Genomic DNA, 16,895 nt, shown 5'->3' on the forward strand with positions numbered 1-16,895 from the left:
GCAAATTTTTATTTTTATCTTTTTCAAAGGAGTTTTATAAGCTATGAGTCAAGAAGAAAAAGAATTTTGCTTTTGCACCTTAGCCTTAGGTAAAAGATATCGCTCTCATGCTTTGCTATTAGCTCAAGATATTGAAAAACATTCACCTGGAACCAAGTTGGTAATCTTAACAGATAAGCCACAAGAATTTAGTAAATTTTCTCATATTTTAGCCTTTTCGCATCAACAACAAAGCATTGGTTGTTACCACGATAAAAGGTTTGTTATTGCCCAAGCATTATTACTATTTAATACCTGCATTTTTGTTGATGTAGATATCAGAATATTGGATAAGGTGGCATCAAATCTAAAATATCTTCCTGGAGTCACAGCAAGAAGTTGTACGAGTATTGTCAAACATAATCAAGCCTACATTGGTTCAGTAAATGACTTGCACAAGCCAAAAAGAATTAGAGACTTGGAAATTGTTAACAAGCTAGCACAAAAACTGGATTTGAATTTAGAAGATAATAGTATCCAGTTTGTGATGGAAATGTTATTTGTAGTTACAAGGCAAGATGAGCGTGAAATCGAATTTCTCAAGCACTGGAAAACCATTGCACTTTACTGTGAATTAAATGGTTTTTATGGTGCTGAGGGTTATGCAATAGGATTAGCTGCTGCTAAGGCTGGATTACCAGTTCGATGGGATGCTATGGACGGTATTGTTTATTTCAAGGATTGGGTAGAACGCCAGAAAATCAAAAAGGGACAAGCAAATCCAGATGAAACGCTGATATATTTTCAACAGCACGAAGCGATTGAGTACCGCAAAAATTCAATTTTCCAAAAGCTGGTACGTAAACTAGATAAATTTATTGGCTATTACTATCGTTCCTTGTGTTTAAGACTTACAGCTTTGAGTAACTTTAATTTTTATTACCGCTAATCAGCAGATGTCAGGTATTTCTACTTGGAAATAATTACTTGAGAATTATGCTGGAGAGCATTTATCAACAAAAATAGGTTTGCCGCCTTGCTCAAGAGATACTGTCAGAGCAGCAAGAATTTCTACTAACTCAGTGCCTACCCAGCCAGAGGAAACCTCTGAGGGAGTATTGTTAAGGATAGAGACAACAAAGCGATCGCAAACTCGTCCCAATGGTTCACCTGGTTCTAATTCCAACACCACCTGCTTTTGATTCACAGGAATAAATTGATTGCCCTGTTGTTCAAACTCCCCATGTATTAGGGTGAGAGGTGATGATTGTGACATTTCATCAAAAATCAAGCTGCCAAGGCTGCCTACAATTCCTAGCCGTCGCTGTTTATCAGGATTCAGCCAGCACAGGTGAATATAAACTTGAAAGCCATTGGGGTATGTCAGCGTCAGCCATACTAGATCAGCTAATCCTGGAGATGGGGAGTGGATTATTTCCCTACTCCCCTCACCCTGTAGCCACACCGTACCCGTTGCTTGTACTTTCACAGGAATCTCACCCAGCCAAGCGTTAAAGATGGCAATATCGTGAATTGCTAAGTCCCACAGTGCATCAACATCTTGGCGAACAGGCCCTAAATGGGTACGCGTCGCGTAGCCATAGCGTAAATCACCTAATTTACCCGCCTGTACTACAGTTTTTCCGCACTCAACTGCTGGGTGAAATAAATAAGTATGGTCAACCATCAGTATCAGATGATGTTGCTCTGCTAAATGGCAAAGTTCCCGACATTCTACTGGGTTGAGTGTTAGGGGTTTTTCTGCTAAAACATGGTATCCCTGTTGGAGAGAGTCTTTAATTAAAGCGTAGTGGGTGGTAGCAGGAGTGGCGATCGCCACTCCTGTCAACCCTGGCACTTGCTTTAAGTCCTGCCACTGGGTTGTTAATAGTACATCTTTATCTAAGTTAAATTGCTGCTTTAGCACCGCTAATCTTTCTGGATGAGGATCTACTACAGCGACTACATTTACTTGGGGATGTGCTAAGAAATTTCGCAGCAGATGCACTCCCCAACGCCCAACCCCGATGAGAGCAATTTTAATTTGGTTTGTCATTAGTTATTAGTTATTAGTTATTAGTTATTTGTCATTTGTCAAATAAAAAATGACTCATGGCAACCAACTGATTATCAGTTTATTTGTAATCTTTTGAGTTCAGGGTTATTGCGGATTAGGAATTGCTAAAAAAGCTACCTTGGCTGCTGCTTGTTCAGCCGTTTTGATCGAGCGTCCCTTACCTTCTCCTAGTTTGTTTCCGTGCAGCCACACTTCAGCCACAAAACGTTCTTGATTACGGTGCGGTTGACTGACTTCCACAACCCGATACTCTGGTAAAACTTTAAATTGTGCCTGAGTCCATTCTTGGAGAGCAGCTTTGTAATTAAGTCTGGCAGGATCGAGGCGAATTTCTGTGGTTAGTTGGTGAAAGTGGGGATCTAACCAAGAACGAATCAGTTCCAGATTTTGAGTGCTTAAGTAAAGCGCACCCAGAACTGCTTCAAAAGCATCTGCTAGTCGTGACTCTAGACCAACTTTATCAGCAGTAGCACTACCAGCAACTAGCAAGTATAACTCCAAACCATAAACTCTGGCCAATTGGGCGAGGATGCGATCGCTCACCAACACCGAACGAATTGCCGCAAAATCTCCGACTGGACAATCGGGATAATTTTCCCATAAAACCACAGCCGACACTAGCCGCACCACTGCATCACCAACAAATTCCAGCTGTTCATAATTTGCCGAATCAGAGACAGTGGGATGAGTTAGCGCTAAATCTAGCAGTTCCCACTTTATAGGTGCATCTAGCGACAAACCTAATTTTTGGACTAAACTTTCGAGTTGCCGTTGACGGCGTGGATAGGCAAGGGGCATTACATAACAAGGCGAAGGGGGCAATCGAGTGAAAACCGCTATATTTAGCTTATTTTGAATATATTTCTGCACAAAGGATCGCAAATTACAGTCAACACGATGTGGTCAGCTAACCCCAATACTGCTCGGTTAAGCCTAAAAAAGCACTCCGGGGTAAGTTGGGTTGAGGAATGAAACCCAACCTACCTACATTAATGGATTTTATTATAGCCATCCTAAGAATGTCTCCCATAACAACCAAGCATTTAGTCCAACAATTACCGTCGCTACGGCATAAGCAAGAACTTTCAGCCAGCGAGGATTAACAAACTCTCCCATCAAACGGCGATCGCTAGTGAACATCACCAGGGGAATTACGGCAAAAGAAAGCTGTAAACTCAGAATTACCTGACTCATAATCAGTAGATTGGTGGTGCTACCTTCGCCCAAAAATACAATGGTTAGGAGGGCTGGAACAATGGCCACCAGACGAGTTAGCAAGCGTCTTAGCCAAGGTTTCAGTCGAATTTGCAGAAATCCTTCCATCACAATCTGTCCGGCTAGGGTTCCAGTCAATGTAGAGTTTTGTCCTGATGCTAGCAGAGCGATCGCAAAGAGAATACTCGCAGGTGCAAACCCAAGCACCGGAGACAGCAACTTGTAAGCGTCTTGAATTTCTGCCACATCCTGATGACCGGAAAAGTGGAAGGTAGCAGCAGATAGAATTAAAATAGCAGCGTTAATAAATAGAGCAATCGATAAGGCAACGCTTGAATCGATCATGCCAAACTTGATGGCTTCGCGCTTTTTCTCAGGAATTTCTTGCCAATCGCGCGTTTGCACAATGGAAGAGTGTAGATAAAGATTATGGGGCATAACGGTTGCCCCTAAAATCCCAATGGAAATATATAGTGCTGTTGGATTTCGCACCACTTCTGACTGAGGGATAAAGCCTTGGAGAACTCCAGCCAAATCGGGACGAGCAGCAATCAATTCAACGATAAAGCAACCACCAATCACCGCAATGATGGTAATCACTAAAGCTTCGACGTAGCGAAAGCCCTTGCTTTGCAAAAACAACACCATTAGCACATCTAAAGCTGTGATGCAAACACCTACAGCTAATGGAATGCCAAATAATAATTGTAAGGCGATCGCACTGCCGACTAACTCTGCCAAGTCACAAGCGGCGATCGCAATCTCACATAGAATCCATAGGAAAAAGCTGACACGCGGACTGTAATTATCTCGACAGGCTTGTGCCAAATCTCGTCCCGTTGCCACCCCCAATTTGACACAAAGCGCCTGCAACAAAATTGCCATCAAATTAGAGAATAGGATGACACTCAGGAGCATATAGCCAAATTGGGCACCGCCAGCTAAGTCAGTTGCCCAGTTGCCAGGGTCCATATAGCCCACTGAAACCAAGTATCCTGGCCCTGTATAAGCCAACATCTTACGCCAGAAACCCCCTCCGACAGGCACTTTAATCGTTCGGTGAACTTCTGGCAGAGAAGGAATTCGTTCTGTTTTCTTCATAAATTACTCATAATTCTCTCATTTTTCAAAATTACCATAGAGCAGGTAAAAATGAAAGAAAAATGAGAACTAGTATCCAGACATCACACCTGGGTTTTTTATCCAAAAAAGCTTGATTTTTAAAGGTTTGTGGGTAAACCTCTGTGGAAAAAATAAAAGACGATCGCTCAAAATCCGTACAAAAAATAATAGAGTACAAACCGTGAAAGGTTCATACTCCATTGCAGGGGAGAGAGCAGGACATAAGCCGGGTTCTGTTCTCTTGCGAGGGCAGTTATCTATCTGGGACGTTTGTTACCAAACGCCTCTAGCGGCTCTCATTGAGCGGAACTGGTAAAAGACCAACCATAATTCCTATCGCCTTGCTCCCAACCGGGGTTTACCGAGCCAGCACCTCTCGATACTGCTGGTGCGCTCTTACCGCACCTTTGCACCCTTACCAGGTTGGGGATTGGGGATTAGGGATTGGGGATTAGGAAAATTCTTCCCAGTCCCCAGTCCCTAGTCCCCAGTCCCTAGTCCTGGCGGTATCTTTCTGTGGCACTATCCTCACGATCGCTCGCACTGGACGTTATCCAGCAAGTTTGGTCTTTCGGGAGTCCGGACTTTCCTCAAACCAGTGACTATGACTGATCTGCAACCACCTGCGCCTACTCTCTCCTTAGATCCAGTGTAATCTTGGATGGCATAGTATGTCTGGTTGCTATTGCTTTTTTTTATTCCAAGGTAGAGCGTAAGTCCAGGGTAGCTTCTTGACTGTGAAAGGACAATTGATAATGCTAATGGCAGGAAAATCACGACCTGGGGCTAGACCTAAACGCACCTCAGATATTCTGAGTACCAGTTGCAGGGAAAAATCCAACTCCTTTCTTCTGTTAATAAAGTCGTTGTATAACTTTTTTTGTCCTTTTTGCAGCCCGTTGATATCAATTAGTGGTTTTTTGGCTGAATAGGTTCCAGCTTCTTTATCGCGCTCGAAAACATCTTCTGCTGTCACCGTTTCCGAAAGTGTTTTCTTGGGAGCAATCAGACTAGGACTTTGGGGTACTGCTAAGTCGCGGGTTAAGTCTGGTGATTTCCGAATCACGCGGCGCGATTGCTTACTATGTTCAACTACCAAAGAACTGTTGTCCCAGTCAACGTATACGGCAACATGATCGGATTTATTTTCAATGCTAATTCCTAAATCTTTCAAATCGTCAATTGGATATGAGGCTTTGAGTTTAAAGGAAATTCCAATTTTATCGTCGAGATTTTGTTCTTTTAGCTGCTCATCAACGATTCCTTTCTTAAACTCAAACTTAATTTGGTCGTCGATGGATTCAACCATACGGTTAAACACATAAGAGACACCGATAATATAAGCCGTCAAAACTATTAAATTCTGGTCGCTACTCCTCATAACTCAGAATCTTAACTCCCGGTGCTAATGAATGTATATTTTACTCATCGTTCATTTGCAATTTTTAATTGCCCTTCATTGTGACAGAATTTTGTAGCCAACCTCGTCGCCAAAAAAAGAATAATAAACTAAGTGCGATCGCAGCCATTAATCCCAAGCAAAGTGGATAGCCCCAATACCAATTCAATTCAGGCATATTATATGGCGATTTTTCAGTACTGAAATTCATACCATATATTCCGGCCACAAAAGTCAGGGGAATAAAAATTGTTGAAACTACCGTTAGTACCTTCATAATTTCATTCATTTTATTACTCACTGCCGAAAGATACACATCCATTAATCCCGATGCTAGCTCTCGATAAGTTTCCACCATGTCCATTACTTGCACGGTATGGTCATAACAATCTCGCAGGTAGATTCGCACTTCTTCACTAATCAAATCACTACCATCTCTAATTAAGGCATTAATTGCATCTCGCTGGGGCCAGATAGCACGACGTAGTTGCAGTAATTCTCGCCGAATTTGATAAATATTTTGGAGTGTTTGCGGAGTTGGTCTGACTATTACCTCCTCTTCCAACTCTTCGATTCGCTCCCCATAAAGCTCCAGCACTGGAAAAAAGCCATCAATAATCGCATCTAACACAGCGTAAGCTAAATAATCCGCTCCCTGTTTACGGATGATACCTTTGTTTTTTTCAATCCGCGATCGCACCGCTTCAAAGCAATCATGTTCTGGTTCTTCTTGGACTGTCAACAAATAATTTTTACCTAATATTAAACTCACTTGCTCGCTATGAAAACCACATATTCTTTCCTTTGGTACTACCATGCGGCTAATGAATAGCAATTGGTCTTCATAATCCTCTGTTTTCGGACGCTCCGGCACATTGACTACATCTTCTAAAACTAAAGGATGTAACTTAAAAACGTTACCCAATCGTTGTAATATGTCTTGACTGCCTAAACCTTGTACATCTACCCAAGAAATAGATTCCATCTCCAGATATGGAACACACTCTTCTGGAGTTCCTATTTGTTCACGGGTGAAATTGGTTTGGTTATAGTCAATCAAGAAAATTATCGGTGGCGGAGCATCTGCATCAATAATAATGGTTCCTGGCAGAGTTCCTGGTTGATGATAGAATTCATCTTCATATCGCTTAGTTACTACTTTCGGAGCGCGGCGCAGTTTTCGTGCCATGCAATACTACCTAATAGTTATTAGTCATTTGTCATTGGTCACTTGTACTGAGCGACTTGTGCCGAGCGACTCGCCCTGAGCGCAGTCGAAGGGAGCCGAGGTAAGTCGAAGTATTAGTGAATAACAAATAACAAGTTACACTAATTTTACAAAAATTAATACAAAGACAGTCATTTCTAGATTAAGCAATTATTTAGGTTGCTAATTTGATCATCAGTCAGATTTAATCTGAGGAATTACGAATTGGTATAACATATCGCCTCTGAATCAGCAATGCTACAAAAAACAGTTTGTCTTGCCAAGACAAACTGTTTAAAAAATATTTATCTGGGTGAGCAGAAGTTAGAACATACCCATACCGCCCATGCCGCCCATGCCGCCCATACCACCCATACCGCCCATACCGCCCATATCAGGGGCAGGAGCTGCGGATTTCTTCTCCGGCTTTTCAACAATGATCGCTTCGGTGGTTAAGACCAAACCAGCAATTGAACCAGCGTTTTGCAAAGCTGAACGCACGACTTTGGCAGGGTCGATAATCCCAGCAGCAATCAAGTCTTCAAATTCCCCGGTAGCGGCGTTGTAGCCAATGTTGAAGTCGGTATCCCGAACTCTAGAGACGATTACAGAGCCTTCAGCACCGGCGTTGTCTGCTATTTGGCGCAAAGGAGCTTCTAGCGCTCGTGCGACTATATCAGCCCCAATTCTTTCTTCTTCATTTTCTAGGCTGTTTTTAATCGCTTCTACTTTCTTAGCCAAGTGAATTAGGGTCGTCCCACCACCAGGAACAATACCTTCTTCCACGGCGGCTTTAGTAGCGTTCAGCGCGTCTTCAATCCGCAATTTGCGGTCTTTGAGTTCGGTTTCGGTTGCCGCACCCACTTTAATCACTGCCACACCGCCAGCGAGCTTGGCGATGCGTTCTTGCAGTTTTTCTTGATCGTATTCGGAATCGGTTTCTGCCAACTGTTTGCGAATTTGAGCAATCCGTTTTTGTACCTCTGGCTTGGTGACACTGCCAGCGACAATTGTGGTGCTTTCTTTGTCGATGGTGATTTTGCGGGCAGTTCCCAGGGCTTCGAGAGAAGCGGTATCCAAACTTAAGCCGATTTCTTCAGAAATCAACTGTCCATCGGTGAGAATAGCAATATCTTCTAACAAAGCTTTGCGGCGATCGCCAAACCCAGGTGCTTTAATGGCAGCTACGGCTAGTACACCCCGCGCTTTGTTTACCACCAAAGTTGCCAAAGCATCACCTTCAACATCTTCAGCGATAATCAGCAAGGGCTGACCAGAACGCGCGACTTTTTCCAAAATCGGCACTAAATCTTGGATGCTGCTGATTTTTTTATCAGTAACCAAAATCCGAGCGTTTTCAAATTCCACAATTTGTCGCTCGTTGTTGGTGACGAAGTAGGGAGAAATATAACCCCTGTCAATCTGCATCCCCTCAACTACTTCTAGTTCAGTGGTTAGGGATTTGGATTCTTCAACGGTAATTACACCATCTTTGGTGACTTTTTCCATTGCTTCGGCTAACATTTGGCCAACTTCTTCATCGTTACCAGCAGAGACAGTGGCAACTTGAGCGATCGCACTTCCTTCTACTGGCTTGGCTATCTTGGCAATTTCTAGTACCAGTGCCTCAATAGTTTTGTCGATTCCGCGTCTCAAGCTAACTGGGTTACTACCCGCCGCGACGTTCTTCAAACCTTCCCGAATCAGGGCTTGTGCTAAAACTGTGGCGGTGGTTGTCCCATCTCCAGCGACATCTTTAGTTTTTGAGGCTACTTCCTGGATGAGTCTTGCACCAGTATTTTCCAAAGGATCTTCTAATTCAATTTCCTTGGCAACAGTGATACCATCGTTGACAATTTGAGGTGCGCCAAATTTTTTCTCTAAAAGGACATTGCGACCTTTTGGCCCCAAGGTGATTTTTACGGCATCGGCAAGGGCGTTAACACCCCTTTCTAGAGCTCGCCGAGATTCCTCGTTAAATGCAATAATTTTCGCCATGTTTGATTTCTCCAGCGCTTCCATTAGACAATTTAGCACTCACAGAGCAAGAGTGCTAATCTCCCAACTGGCTCAAGTTACAAATGGAAATAAAAAAAATTGATTAATATACAGGTGATGCTCATATTAGATACTGGCAGTAATGCTTGAATTGGGAGATGAATCTAGAGAACTCCCTTAAATCCCTTGGTATTGCCGACCCTGGCGGCACCGGCTGGTTGGCAGTAGTATTTACGTTCCTCTTGGCTTGGGTTGTAACTTGGCGTTTAATTCCGACAGTACGCAAATTCGCCTTGCGGGTAGGTTGGGCTGACCAACCCAACGCCCGGCGACTCAACCGAGAACCTTTACCCAATGCAGGGGGGTTGGCTATCTACGCGGGTGTAATTGCCGCGCTGGTATTAGCTAGCCTTTTACGACCGATCGAACTCCAAAACGTCTTGGCTCAGGTACTCACTATTCTGTTGGGAGGTTCGATATTAGTCCTTGTGGGCTTTATCGATGATCAGTTTGGCTTACCGCCCTCTGTTCGATTGTGGGCGCAAATTGTCACGGCACTGTTGCTGGTAGCTAATGGCATCAGCGTCAAAGTGATGTTTGGTACCCCCATCGACTCGCTCCTTTCCATGTCGCTAACAGTACTATGGGTAGTAGGGATTACCAACGCCATCAACTTGATGGATGGTATGGATGGCTTGGCAGGAGGAATCAGCTTTATTACGGCCATGAGTTTGTTGGCCGTTGCAGCCCAATTTAACAACCGTGCAGCCGCAATTTTAGTACTCGCAGCTTTGGCAGGTGCTGCACTGGGCTTTTTACGCCATAACTTTCATCCTTCACGAATTATTATGGGTGATGCCGGAGCATACTTTTTCGGTTATGTGCTGGCAGCAACTAGTATTTTAGGGAAACTGCAACAAAACACAGTTTATGCACTAATTCCTACGGTTTTATTTCTGTTGTTACCAGTGCTAGACACCACTCAAGTATTTGTGCGGCGGCTACTAGCAGGAAATAACCCTCTAAGTACTCCTGGCAAAGACCACCTGCACCACCGCTTACTTGCTTGGGGACTCTCCCAGCGCAATGCTGCCTTCACGCTTTGGTCAATTACCTTAGTTTTTAACTTGCTGGCGATGAGAATACAAGGTATGAGTTTGACTGTGATGGTAGCTACTGCTACTAGCATTATCCTTCTTTTGGCCTTTACTGTCTGGCAAAGGATACGTCAACAGCCTTAGTTGTTTGTAGGGTTGGCATTGCAATGCTAGCCCTACTATCTTTTATTCTCTATATGCCAAGATATTTTACCAATGCAAAGTGATGTTTACAACGTGCTATGACGCTCGTTGCCTTGGTGTATCCCCTTTTCCCAAAGGGAGAAGACCGCGCTGGCTCGCCAATCTATCCGTGACATACTCCTACACGGACTGCAAGCATTGCAGTGTAGGCTTCTCACCCAATCCGGCTATTGCTGATTTTTATTTAACGAGAGTGATAGAAGAGCGCTAATTATGTAGATTTTTAAGAAGTTATGTATCAAGTAGCTACTAGCATTATGTTATATTTTTGATAAAGCTTGTTAGCTTGATGTAATTCTTAAGACTAATATTTAATAGTTAAAAACTATTGTAAAAATTATATTTTTAGCTAGAAAGTTATCTGTCTTAGATATCTCAAGCTGAAGCTGAAACTCAAGTCTCAAAATTAACTTTTGTTCATGCTTAATACCATTTCTGTATGAAGATGCACATAAGAAGTCCTCCCAAGGCATCGGGGGGAAATATATGCAGCTTCACAAAGAAACGGTATAAGTCCTATCTAGTTGTGCATAACCGATGAAAAAAACAAAGGTCAAGCGAATTGCTTCTGTTGTGCTGTTTGCTGCTGTTGTGTTGTTGTCAATATTTGGAAATCCCGCACAAGCGCAATTCAATTTTAACGAATCTTGGACGCAGAATCCCTACTACGGGAGTCGGGGAACATTCTTCGCCGATGTCACCGGCGATCGCAAGGCTGATGCGATTGTGGTTAACGACGACAAAGTAACTGTCCGACGCTCCAACGGTTTTAGTTTTACTGGTAACGAGTCTTGGACGCAGAATCCCTACTACGGGAGTCGGGGAACATTCTTCGCCGATGTTACCGGCGATCGCAGGGCCGATGCCATTGTGGTTAACGACGACAAAGTAACTGTCCGACGCTCCAATGGTTCTAGTTTTACTGGTAACGAGTCCTTCACGCAGAATCCCTACTACGGAAGTCGGGGAACATTCTTCGCCGATGTCACCGGCGATCGCAAGGCTGATGCCATTGTGGTTAACGACGACAAAGTAACTGTTAGAAGGGCACTATAGGGCAATACCCTTGGGTTAAGGAAAATTGTAGGTTGGGTTAAGCAAAGTACAACCCAACATATATCAGGATGTTGGGTTATGCAAAGCCTCCACCCAACCTACAATTTTTTTGCAATATTTTAGCCTTGTCACGCCTCTACAAAAATTACTAACTCCTAACTCCGCGCGATGTGCAACTTATTCTTAAAACCCCACTTCCATTCCTCTCCCCGCTTCGGGAAGAGGCTTTAAGTTTTGCTCCCCAACGCTAGTAGGGAAGGGGCTGTTCTTGTTAGGTTTGAGAGAAAGTTGCACACCGCGTAACTCCTGTACAGACGCGATTAATCGTGTCTCTACTCCTAACTCAGCACTATTTAGGACATCACCATACCGCCATCGACATTAAAAACTTGTCCGGTGACGTAGGCTGCGGCGGGATCGGCAGCGAGGAAGCGCACCATGCCAGCGATCTCTTCAGGTTGGCCGAAGCGACCGAGTGGGATGTATTTCAGAATATCTTCCGGGTTGTTAAGATCGCTAGTCATGTCGGTGGCGATGAATCCAGGGGCGACGGCGTTAACGGTGATGCCGCGAGTAGCTAGTTCTTTGGCAACGCTTTTGGTGAAGCCGATGACACCTGCTTTGGCGGCGCTGTAGTTTGACTGGCCTGGGTTGCCCATTAGCCCTGCAACGGAAGTAATGTTGATAATTCGCCCCGATCGCTGTTTCAGCATAATTTTACTGATGGCGCGTGTACATAAGAAAACACCAGTTAGATTCAGGTCTATCACAGCTTGCCAATCCTCTGTCTTCAAACGCAAAAGCAGATTGTCGCGGGTAATACCTGCGTTGTTGACTAAGATATCCACACGGCTGAACTTTTGCATGACGGTCTTAACTAGTGCGTCTACTTGATCGCCTTGAGAAACATCAGCTTGGATAGCGATCGCTTGACCGCCCGCACTTGTAATTTCTGTAACAACTGCTTCAGCAGCCGCACTCGAACTGGCATAATTGACAACTGCGATCGCTCCTTGTGAAGCTAATTCAATTGCGATCGCCCGCCCAATCCCTCGTGATGCACCTGTGACAATTGCGACTTTATCTTGTAATAGTGTCATTTCATGTTCCTCAATCTTAGAAATACCGCGCTAATTATCTTATGGTGATTTCGGGAACATCTGAATATTCTCTGAATAAAATCTAACTCTTGCGGGATGACAATGTTGCTGTCATGATGCAAATTAGATAATTAATAAATAGTCAGTTTTTTTATGAAAAACACCCGATAAAAGTAGTAATTATATGTCATTTTGGCGATTTTTAAAGCTAGAAAATCAGGTGGTGAATATTGATTTAAATGAAATCTATCTTAACCCTGTTGATAATCTGTTAGGAATTTTAACTACACTTATTAAATAGATAAAGTTCTTCGTCGTTTACATCTGTTTATCAGCGTAGAGGCGTGCCATTAAATATATATCTATTGCGTATACACAAATTAAAATAATATACGCATTTTATTATAATTATTTAAGATTCTTATCCGGCAAATCAGTCTAGATCAACTAATCTAATCTTTTACCAACAAAAACCGATGAATCTATACCGATTTTATTTTCTAAGAATTACTATTGAAACAAACAATTGAAAATCGGTGTGTGTCATCATGGCAACTAAAAAGCAATTTAACAGCTTTGAAGAGATGCTGTCTGCTTCTGATGTACCTGTATTAGTAGATTTTTACGCTGACTGGTGTGGCCCCTGTCAGATGATGGTGCCAATTTTAGAGCAAGTCAATGCCCAACTTAAGGATCGCCTACGGATTGTCAAAATTGACACAGAGAAATACACAGATTTGGCTACTCAGTATAAAATTGCGTCTCTGCCAACCTTAGTACTGTTTAAGCAGGGTCAACCTGTGGAGCGGATAGAGGGAGTGATGCAAGCGCCCCAGTTAGTGCAATATCTACAAACAAAGATTTAAGGTAACACTTAGAATTGGAATTTTGGTTCTTAGAGGCGCGAAATATCGCGTCTTTTTCATTGACATCCTCCCACCACTAATTCGGAGTAACGAATATAGTGGGGGATTCCAAAGATCGCTCTTTAGGTTTCCTCTTTCCACGAGTTGATTTGCTTGAAGGAGTTTCCTCACCCAAGTATTGATCGGTCTCTCCAGAGGCGTTAGTTCCGACGTGACCCGCCGTACTCAATCCTTTTTCTAATATGTTCCGTGCCGCGTTCCAATCCCGATCTTGGGTATGCCCACAATGAGGACAAGAATGAGTTCTAGTGCTAAGAGATTTTTTCACAGCCTCGCCACAGTTAGAGCAATTCTGACTGGTGTAGTGGGGTGGAACAGCAACCGTGACAACACCAAACACTTTACCAAAATACTCAACCCATTCACGGAACAGCGACCACGAAACGTCGCTAATCGACTTAGCCAAGCGACGATTTTTCACCATATTCCGCACCATCAAATCTTCATACGCCACGAGGTCGTTAGACCTCACCACGCACCTTGCTGTTTTTACAGCAAAGTCTTTACGCTGACGACTTACTTTGAGATGCTTACGAGCAAGTTTATTTCTAAACTTAATTCTGTTCTGGGAACCTTTTTTAGTCTTAGACATCCGGCGTTGCAGTCGTCTCAAAGACTTTTCACTCTTGCGAAGATGTCTAGGATTGGCGACTGTTTCCCCGTTACTATCAGTGTAGAAGTGGTTCAATCCCACGTTTAAAAACGTGGGTTCCTCCTGCCTCCTGCCTCCTTCACTTTGGCGCTCCCCATCTTCACAAAATACTAAAGTGTTGGTCGTTTACTTTCGAGGATTTCTGTTGCAATCTTTGCAGAAAGCGGTCGGTAGAATAAAAAGCCCTGTACATCATCACAGTTGATAGATTTCAAAAACTCCAATTCCTCTTTATTCTCTACCCCTTCAGCCGTCAACTTCAATCCCAAGCTCTTTCCCAAACTAACTATGGCCTTGATAATATGAGCTACTTTGACATCGTGCGTCAAATCTCGAATAAAAGACTGATCTATTTTCAGATTGTGCAGTGGCAAAAGCTGTAGGCGTGAGAGCGAAGAATGACCTGTACCAAAGTCATCAATGGAGATATCAATACCCATCTGTTGTAGATTTTCTAACACTGTTGTGGTAAAAGCTAAATTTTCAATAGCTGTGCTTTCGGTAATTTCTAATTCTAAAAAGCGCGGCTCCAGCCTTGTTTCTTCTAAAAGTTTGGCTATAGTCTCCACCAATTTGGGTTGGCGGAACTGCTTAAGAGAAAGATTGACTGCGATCGTTATCGGTGGCAATCCGGCATCTTGCCAGGCTTTATTTTGGCTACAGGCTGTCCGCAGCGCCCATTCGCCGATGGGGACAATTAATCCACTTTCTTCGACCAGGGGAATGAAGACACTGGGTGCAACCAATCCCATCTCTGGGTGCTGCCAACGCAACAGAGCTTCCATACCAGTAATTTGTTCTGTGGCAATGTTCACACGAGGTTGATAATACACCGTAAATTCATTACGTTCTAGGGCATAGCGCAAACTCTTCTCTAAACTCAGGAGTTCAGGATTTTTGGCACTCAAGGAAACACTGTAGAATTGGTAGTTATTCCGCCCTTTGTCCTTGGCGTAGTACAAAGCGGCATCGGCGTGCTGGATTAGTGTTTCGGCATCAGGACTGTTGTTATCAAGCAAGGCAATACCGAGGCTGGCAGTCACATAAAGTTCGTGCCCTTGGAGATGGAAAGCATCCTCTAAGGATTGTAAGATTCTGTACGCCACCAGAGTTACCTCTTCAATATCATTGACTCGCGGGAGTAAGATAGTGAATTCATCACCTCCCCACCGGGCTATGGTGTCTCCGCCTCTGAGTGAGTCATTTAATCTTTGAGCGACCCTTTGTAACAATTGGTCTCCCAGAGTGTGCCCCAGAGTGTCATTAATCACCTTGAAGCGATCGAGGTCGAGGAAGATCACAGCTAAACTTTCGCCATTCCGAGTGGCATTGGGCAGGGTTTTACTGAGCAGTTCGTTAAATAGTAGGCGATTGGGCAACCCTGTCAGCAAGTCATGGAGGGCTTGATAGCGAATCTTTTCTTCTACTTGCTGACGCTGCTTGGTACTAATGATACTGGCCGCCATAGTCAACAGGGTAGATTCTTCGTGCCTTGACCAATGACGCTCAGAGGTGCAGTCTGCCAAGCCAAGATACCCCCAGAACTCATTCTCTAAGCGCAGAGGCACTAGAAGAAGGGATTGAATCCCATCTCGAATCAGGAATTCTTGTTCGGCGACAGGAAATTTTTGGGTGAGTCCGCTAATGGACTGGCCGCTAGAGAGAACAGTGTACCAACGGGCTAATCCCGAATCTTCATAAGGCTGATTTTGCCAATTATGGTGGGTAGATCTAATCTTAGGGTGCGTCCATTCAAAGCGTAGGCTGACTGCTATTTCCCCTGTAGCAGGATGGGGATGGTTCTGAAAGAGATAGGCACGATCTGCCTGGGCAGCTTCACCCAGTACAGCTAGAGATCGAGCAACAGCAGTTTCGTAATTCATTTCGCCCAGCAAATAATTGGCAGCTTCTGCAACTGCCTGTAGCAAGCGATCGCGCTGGCGCAGTTCGGCTGTAACTTGCTTTTGCTCTGTAATATCCCTAATAATAAAAGTTCTAATTAAATCACTTTCAGGAAGGTAGAGAACGGATTGTTCAAAAACTTCTGTGCCTACTTCCACCTCCCGCACAAAAGAATTTTTTTCTAGATTTTTAACTCCACTCAGAAGTCCTGTTAAAATCGGATGTTGCGTCCCAACTTCCCGAAGTTTGGGAAACTTGAGAGCTGCGGCTGGATTGAGATAAGTAACTGTTCCCTCGAAATCCATCTCAATAATTGGATTGGGGATGAGTTCAGGGAAGGATGCTAGGCGAGCTAGGGCAGATTCACTAGCTGCTTCCAAGCCGGGATCGACAGCTAGGGTTTGAAAAGGATTGGCAGGATTGGCTTGCTCTGAGAGGAAACCAGATAAGTCTTCAACATCACAAGATTCAGAAAATGCTTGTTCTGAAAGGTTGGAAATAGCATAATATTTACCTTGAGCTTGATTACCACCAAAGGCAATGACATCTCCGTGTCTGAGATTATGAGAAAAGCATTTATTGCCATTTACAAATAATCCATTAGTACTTGCTTTTCCCTTGTAGTTGCCATCAATAATCTGGAAGCCATATTGGTCAGTTTCTGGAACAGTTACTCGCAATAAAATTGCATGCTGCATTGATACTGATCGGGAAGCCAAGACAATAGTATTTGCGGGATGCCGCCCCAGTGAATAAGTAGTCTCTCGTAAGGGGATAGTTCGCCGCCCTTGTAGGTCTTGAATAACCAACAGATGGCGTATTTTTTCCCGCTCAGTTCCTAGCATGGCTGTTCCTCAAATTCTCATCTCTTTATGTCTTAGTTGGAAAAATACTACTCCCAGAAGTTAAGCTTTTCAGGCTGCACTTCTGGGAAAATTTGCTCAATCAAAGTTGTCACCAT

General features: G+C 43.7%; 12 protein-coding genes, 1 other RNA gene and 1 pseudogene. 4 read left to right on the forward strand and 10 right to left on the reverse strand.

What is annotated here, in order from left to right:
* Positions 1-43 precede the first annotated feature (43 nt).
* Complete coding sequence (locus V7K50_RS13185) at positions 44-928, forward strand: hypothetical protein (RefSeq protein ID WP_334960606.1); 885 nt, start codon at positions 44-46, stop codon at positions 926-928.
* Positions 929-973: 45 nt separating this feature from the next.
* Here V7K50_RS13185 and V7K50_RS13190 read toward each other — a convergent pair whose 3' ends face one another.
* The 7 genes from V7K50_RS13190 to groL all read right to left on the reverse strand — a co-directional run bounded on the left by V7K50_RS13190 (position 974) and on the right by groL (position 8,997).
* Entirely contained in the window at positions 974-2,035 is a 1,062-nt protein-coding gene (locus V7K50_RS13190) for a Gfo/Idh/MocA family protein (protein ID WP_334960608.1), read from the reverse strand.
* A gap of 105 nt (positions 2,036-2,140) precedes the next feature.
* Positions 2,141-2,854: a ribonuclease III gene (gene rnc / locus V7K50_RS13195; RefSeq protein WP_334960610.1), complete on the reverse strand. Its 714-nt coding sequence runs from the start codon at positions 2,852-2,854 to the stop codon at positions 2,141-2,143.
* A 204-nt stretch (positions 2,855-3,058) separates the two neighbouring features.
* Positions 3,059-4,372 (reverse strand): Nramp family divalent metal transporter, encoded by a 1,314-nt coding sequence (locus V7K50_RS13200; RefSeq protein WP_334960612.1) that lies wholly within the window; start codon positions 4,370-4,372, stop codon positions 3,059-3,061.
* A 228-nt stretch (positions 4,373-4,600) separates the two neighbouring features.
* An RNA gene (gene rnpB, locus V7K50_RS13205) (RNase P RNA component class A) lies at positions 4,601-5,029 on the reverse strand.
* A gap of 46 nt (positions 5,030-5,075) precedes the next feature.
* Positions 5,076-5,774 (reverse strand): hypothetical protein, encoded by a 699-nt coding sequence (locus tag V7K50_RS13210; protein ID WP_334960614.1) that lies wholly within the window; start codon positions 5,772-5,774, stop codon positions 5,076-5,078.
* 64 nt (positions 5,775-5,838) lie between these two features.
* Positions 5,839-6,981: a magnesium/cobalt transporter CorA gene (gene corA / locus V7K50_RS13215; RefSeq protein ID WP_334960615.1), complete on the reverse strand. Its 1,143-nt coding sequence runs from the start codon at positions 6,979-6,981 to the stop codon at positions 5,839-5,841.
* A gap of 342 nt (positions 6,982-7,323) precedes the next feature.
* A complete protein-coding gene (gene groL, locus V7K50_RS13220) occupies positions 7,324-8,997 on the reverse strand; it encodes a chaperonin GroEL (RefSeq protein ID WP_334960617.1) in 1,674 nt (557 codons plus the stop codon).
* Positions 8,998-9,155: 158 nt separating this feature from the next.
* On the opposite strand from groL, the gene V7K50_RS13225 reads away from it, so the two are divergent.
* On the forward strand, positions 9,156-10,238 hold the full coding sequence (locus tag V7K50_RS13225) for an MraY family glycosyltransferase (protein WP_334960619.1): 1,083 nt from the start codon (positions 9,156-9,158) through the stop codon (positions 10,236-10,238).
* A 597-nt stretch (positions 10,239-10,835) separates the two neighbouring features.
* Positions 10,836-11,354 (forward strand): FG-GAP-like repeat-containing protein, encoded by a 519-nt coding sequence (locus V7K50_RS13230; RefSeq protein ID WP_334960621.1) that lies wholly within the window; start codon positions 10,836-10,838, stop codon positions 11,352-11,354.
* A gap of 353 nt (positions 11,355-11,707) precedes the next feature.
* Here the strand turns inward: V7K50_RS13230 and fabG are convergent, their stop codons facing one another.
* Positions 11,708-12,454, reverse strand: a complete 747-nt coding sequence (gene fabG / locus V7K50_RS13235; protein ID WP_334960623.1) for a 3-oxoacyl-[acyl-carrier-protein] reductase — start codon at positions 12,452-12,454, stop codon at positions 11,708-11,710.
* Positions 12,455-13,002: 548 nt separating this feature from the next.
* On the opposite strand from fabG, the gene trxA reads away from it, so the two are divergent.
* A complete protein-coding gene (gene trxA / locus V7K50_RS13240; protein ID WP_334960625.1) occupies positions 13,003-13,320 on the forward strand; it encodes a thioredoxin in 318 nt (105 codons plus the stop codon).
* A 76-nt stretch (positions 13,321-13,396) separates the two neighbouring features.
* Here the strand turns inward: trxA and V7K50_RS13245 are convergent.
* Positions 13,397-14,140, reverse strand: a pseudogene (locus V7K50_RS13245) (RNA-guided endonuclease InsQ/TnpB family protein); the annotation flags it as partial.
* Between the two features lie 2 nt (positions 14,141-14,142).
* Positions 14,143-16,779, reverse strand: a complete 2,637-nt coding sequence (locus V7K50_RS13250) for an EAL domain-containing protein (protein WP_334960627.1) — start codon at positions 16,777-16,779, stop codon at positions 14,143-14,145.
* Positions 16,780-16,895: the final 116 nt, after the last annotated feature.

It is taken from the genome of Nostoc sp. (assembly GCF_036917135.1).
GTDB lineage: Bacteria > Cyanobacteriota > Cyanobacteriia > Cyanobacteriales > Nostocaceae > Nostoc.

Bases quoted from the DNA above. Each gene is read 5' to 3' on its own strand.
- V7K50_RS13185 (WP_334960606.1), top strand. From the start codon at position 44: ATGAGTCAAGAAGAAAAAGAATTTTGCTTTTGCACCTTAGCCTTAGGT.
- V7K50_RS13190 (WP_334960608.1), bottom strand. From the start codon at position 2,035: ATGACAAACCAAATTAAAATTGCTCTCATCGGGGTTGGGCGTTGGGGA.
- rnc (WP_334960610.1), bottom strand. From the start codon at position 2,854: ATGCCCCTTGCCTATCCACGCCGTCAACGGCAACTCGAAAGTTTAGTC.
- V7K50_RS13200 (WP_334960612.1), bottom strand. From the start codon at position 4,372: ATGAAGAAAACAGAACGAATTCCTTCTCTGCCAGAAGTTCACCGAACG.
- V7K50_RS13210 (WP_334960614.1), bottom strand. From the start codon at position 5,774: ATGAGGAGTAGCGACCAGAATTTAATAGTTTTGACGGCTTATATTATC.
- corA (WP_334960615.1), bottom strand. From the start codon at position 6,981: ATGGCACGAAAACTGCGCCGCGCTCCGAAAGTAGTAACTAAGCGATAT.
- groL (WP_334960617.1), bottom strand. From the start codon at position 8,997: ATGGCGAAAATTATTGCATTTAACGAGGAATCTCGGCGAGCTCTAGAA.
- V7K50_RS13225 (WP_334960619.1), top strand. From the start codon at position 9,156: ATGAATCTAGAGAACTCCCTTAAATCCCTTGGTATTGCCGACCCTGGC.
- V7K50_RS13230 (WP_334960621.1), top strand. From the start codon at position 10,836: ATGAAAAAAACAAAGGTCAAGCGAATTGCTTCTGTTGTGCTGTTTGCT.
- fabG (WP_334960623.1), bottom strand. From the start codon at position 12,454: ATGACACTATTACAAGATAAAGTCGCAATTGTCACAGGTGCATCACGA.
- trxA (WP_334960625.1), top strand. From the start codon at position 13,003: ATGGCAACTAAAAAGCAATTTAACAGCTTTGAAGAGATGCTGTCTGCT.
- V7K50_RS13250 (WP_334960627.1), bottom strand. From the start codon at position 16,779: ATGCTAGGAACTGAGCGGGAAAAAATACGCCATCTGTTGGTTATTCAA.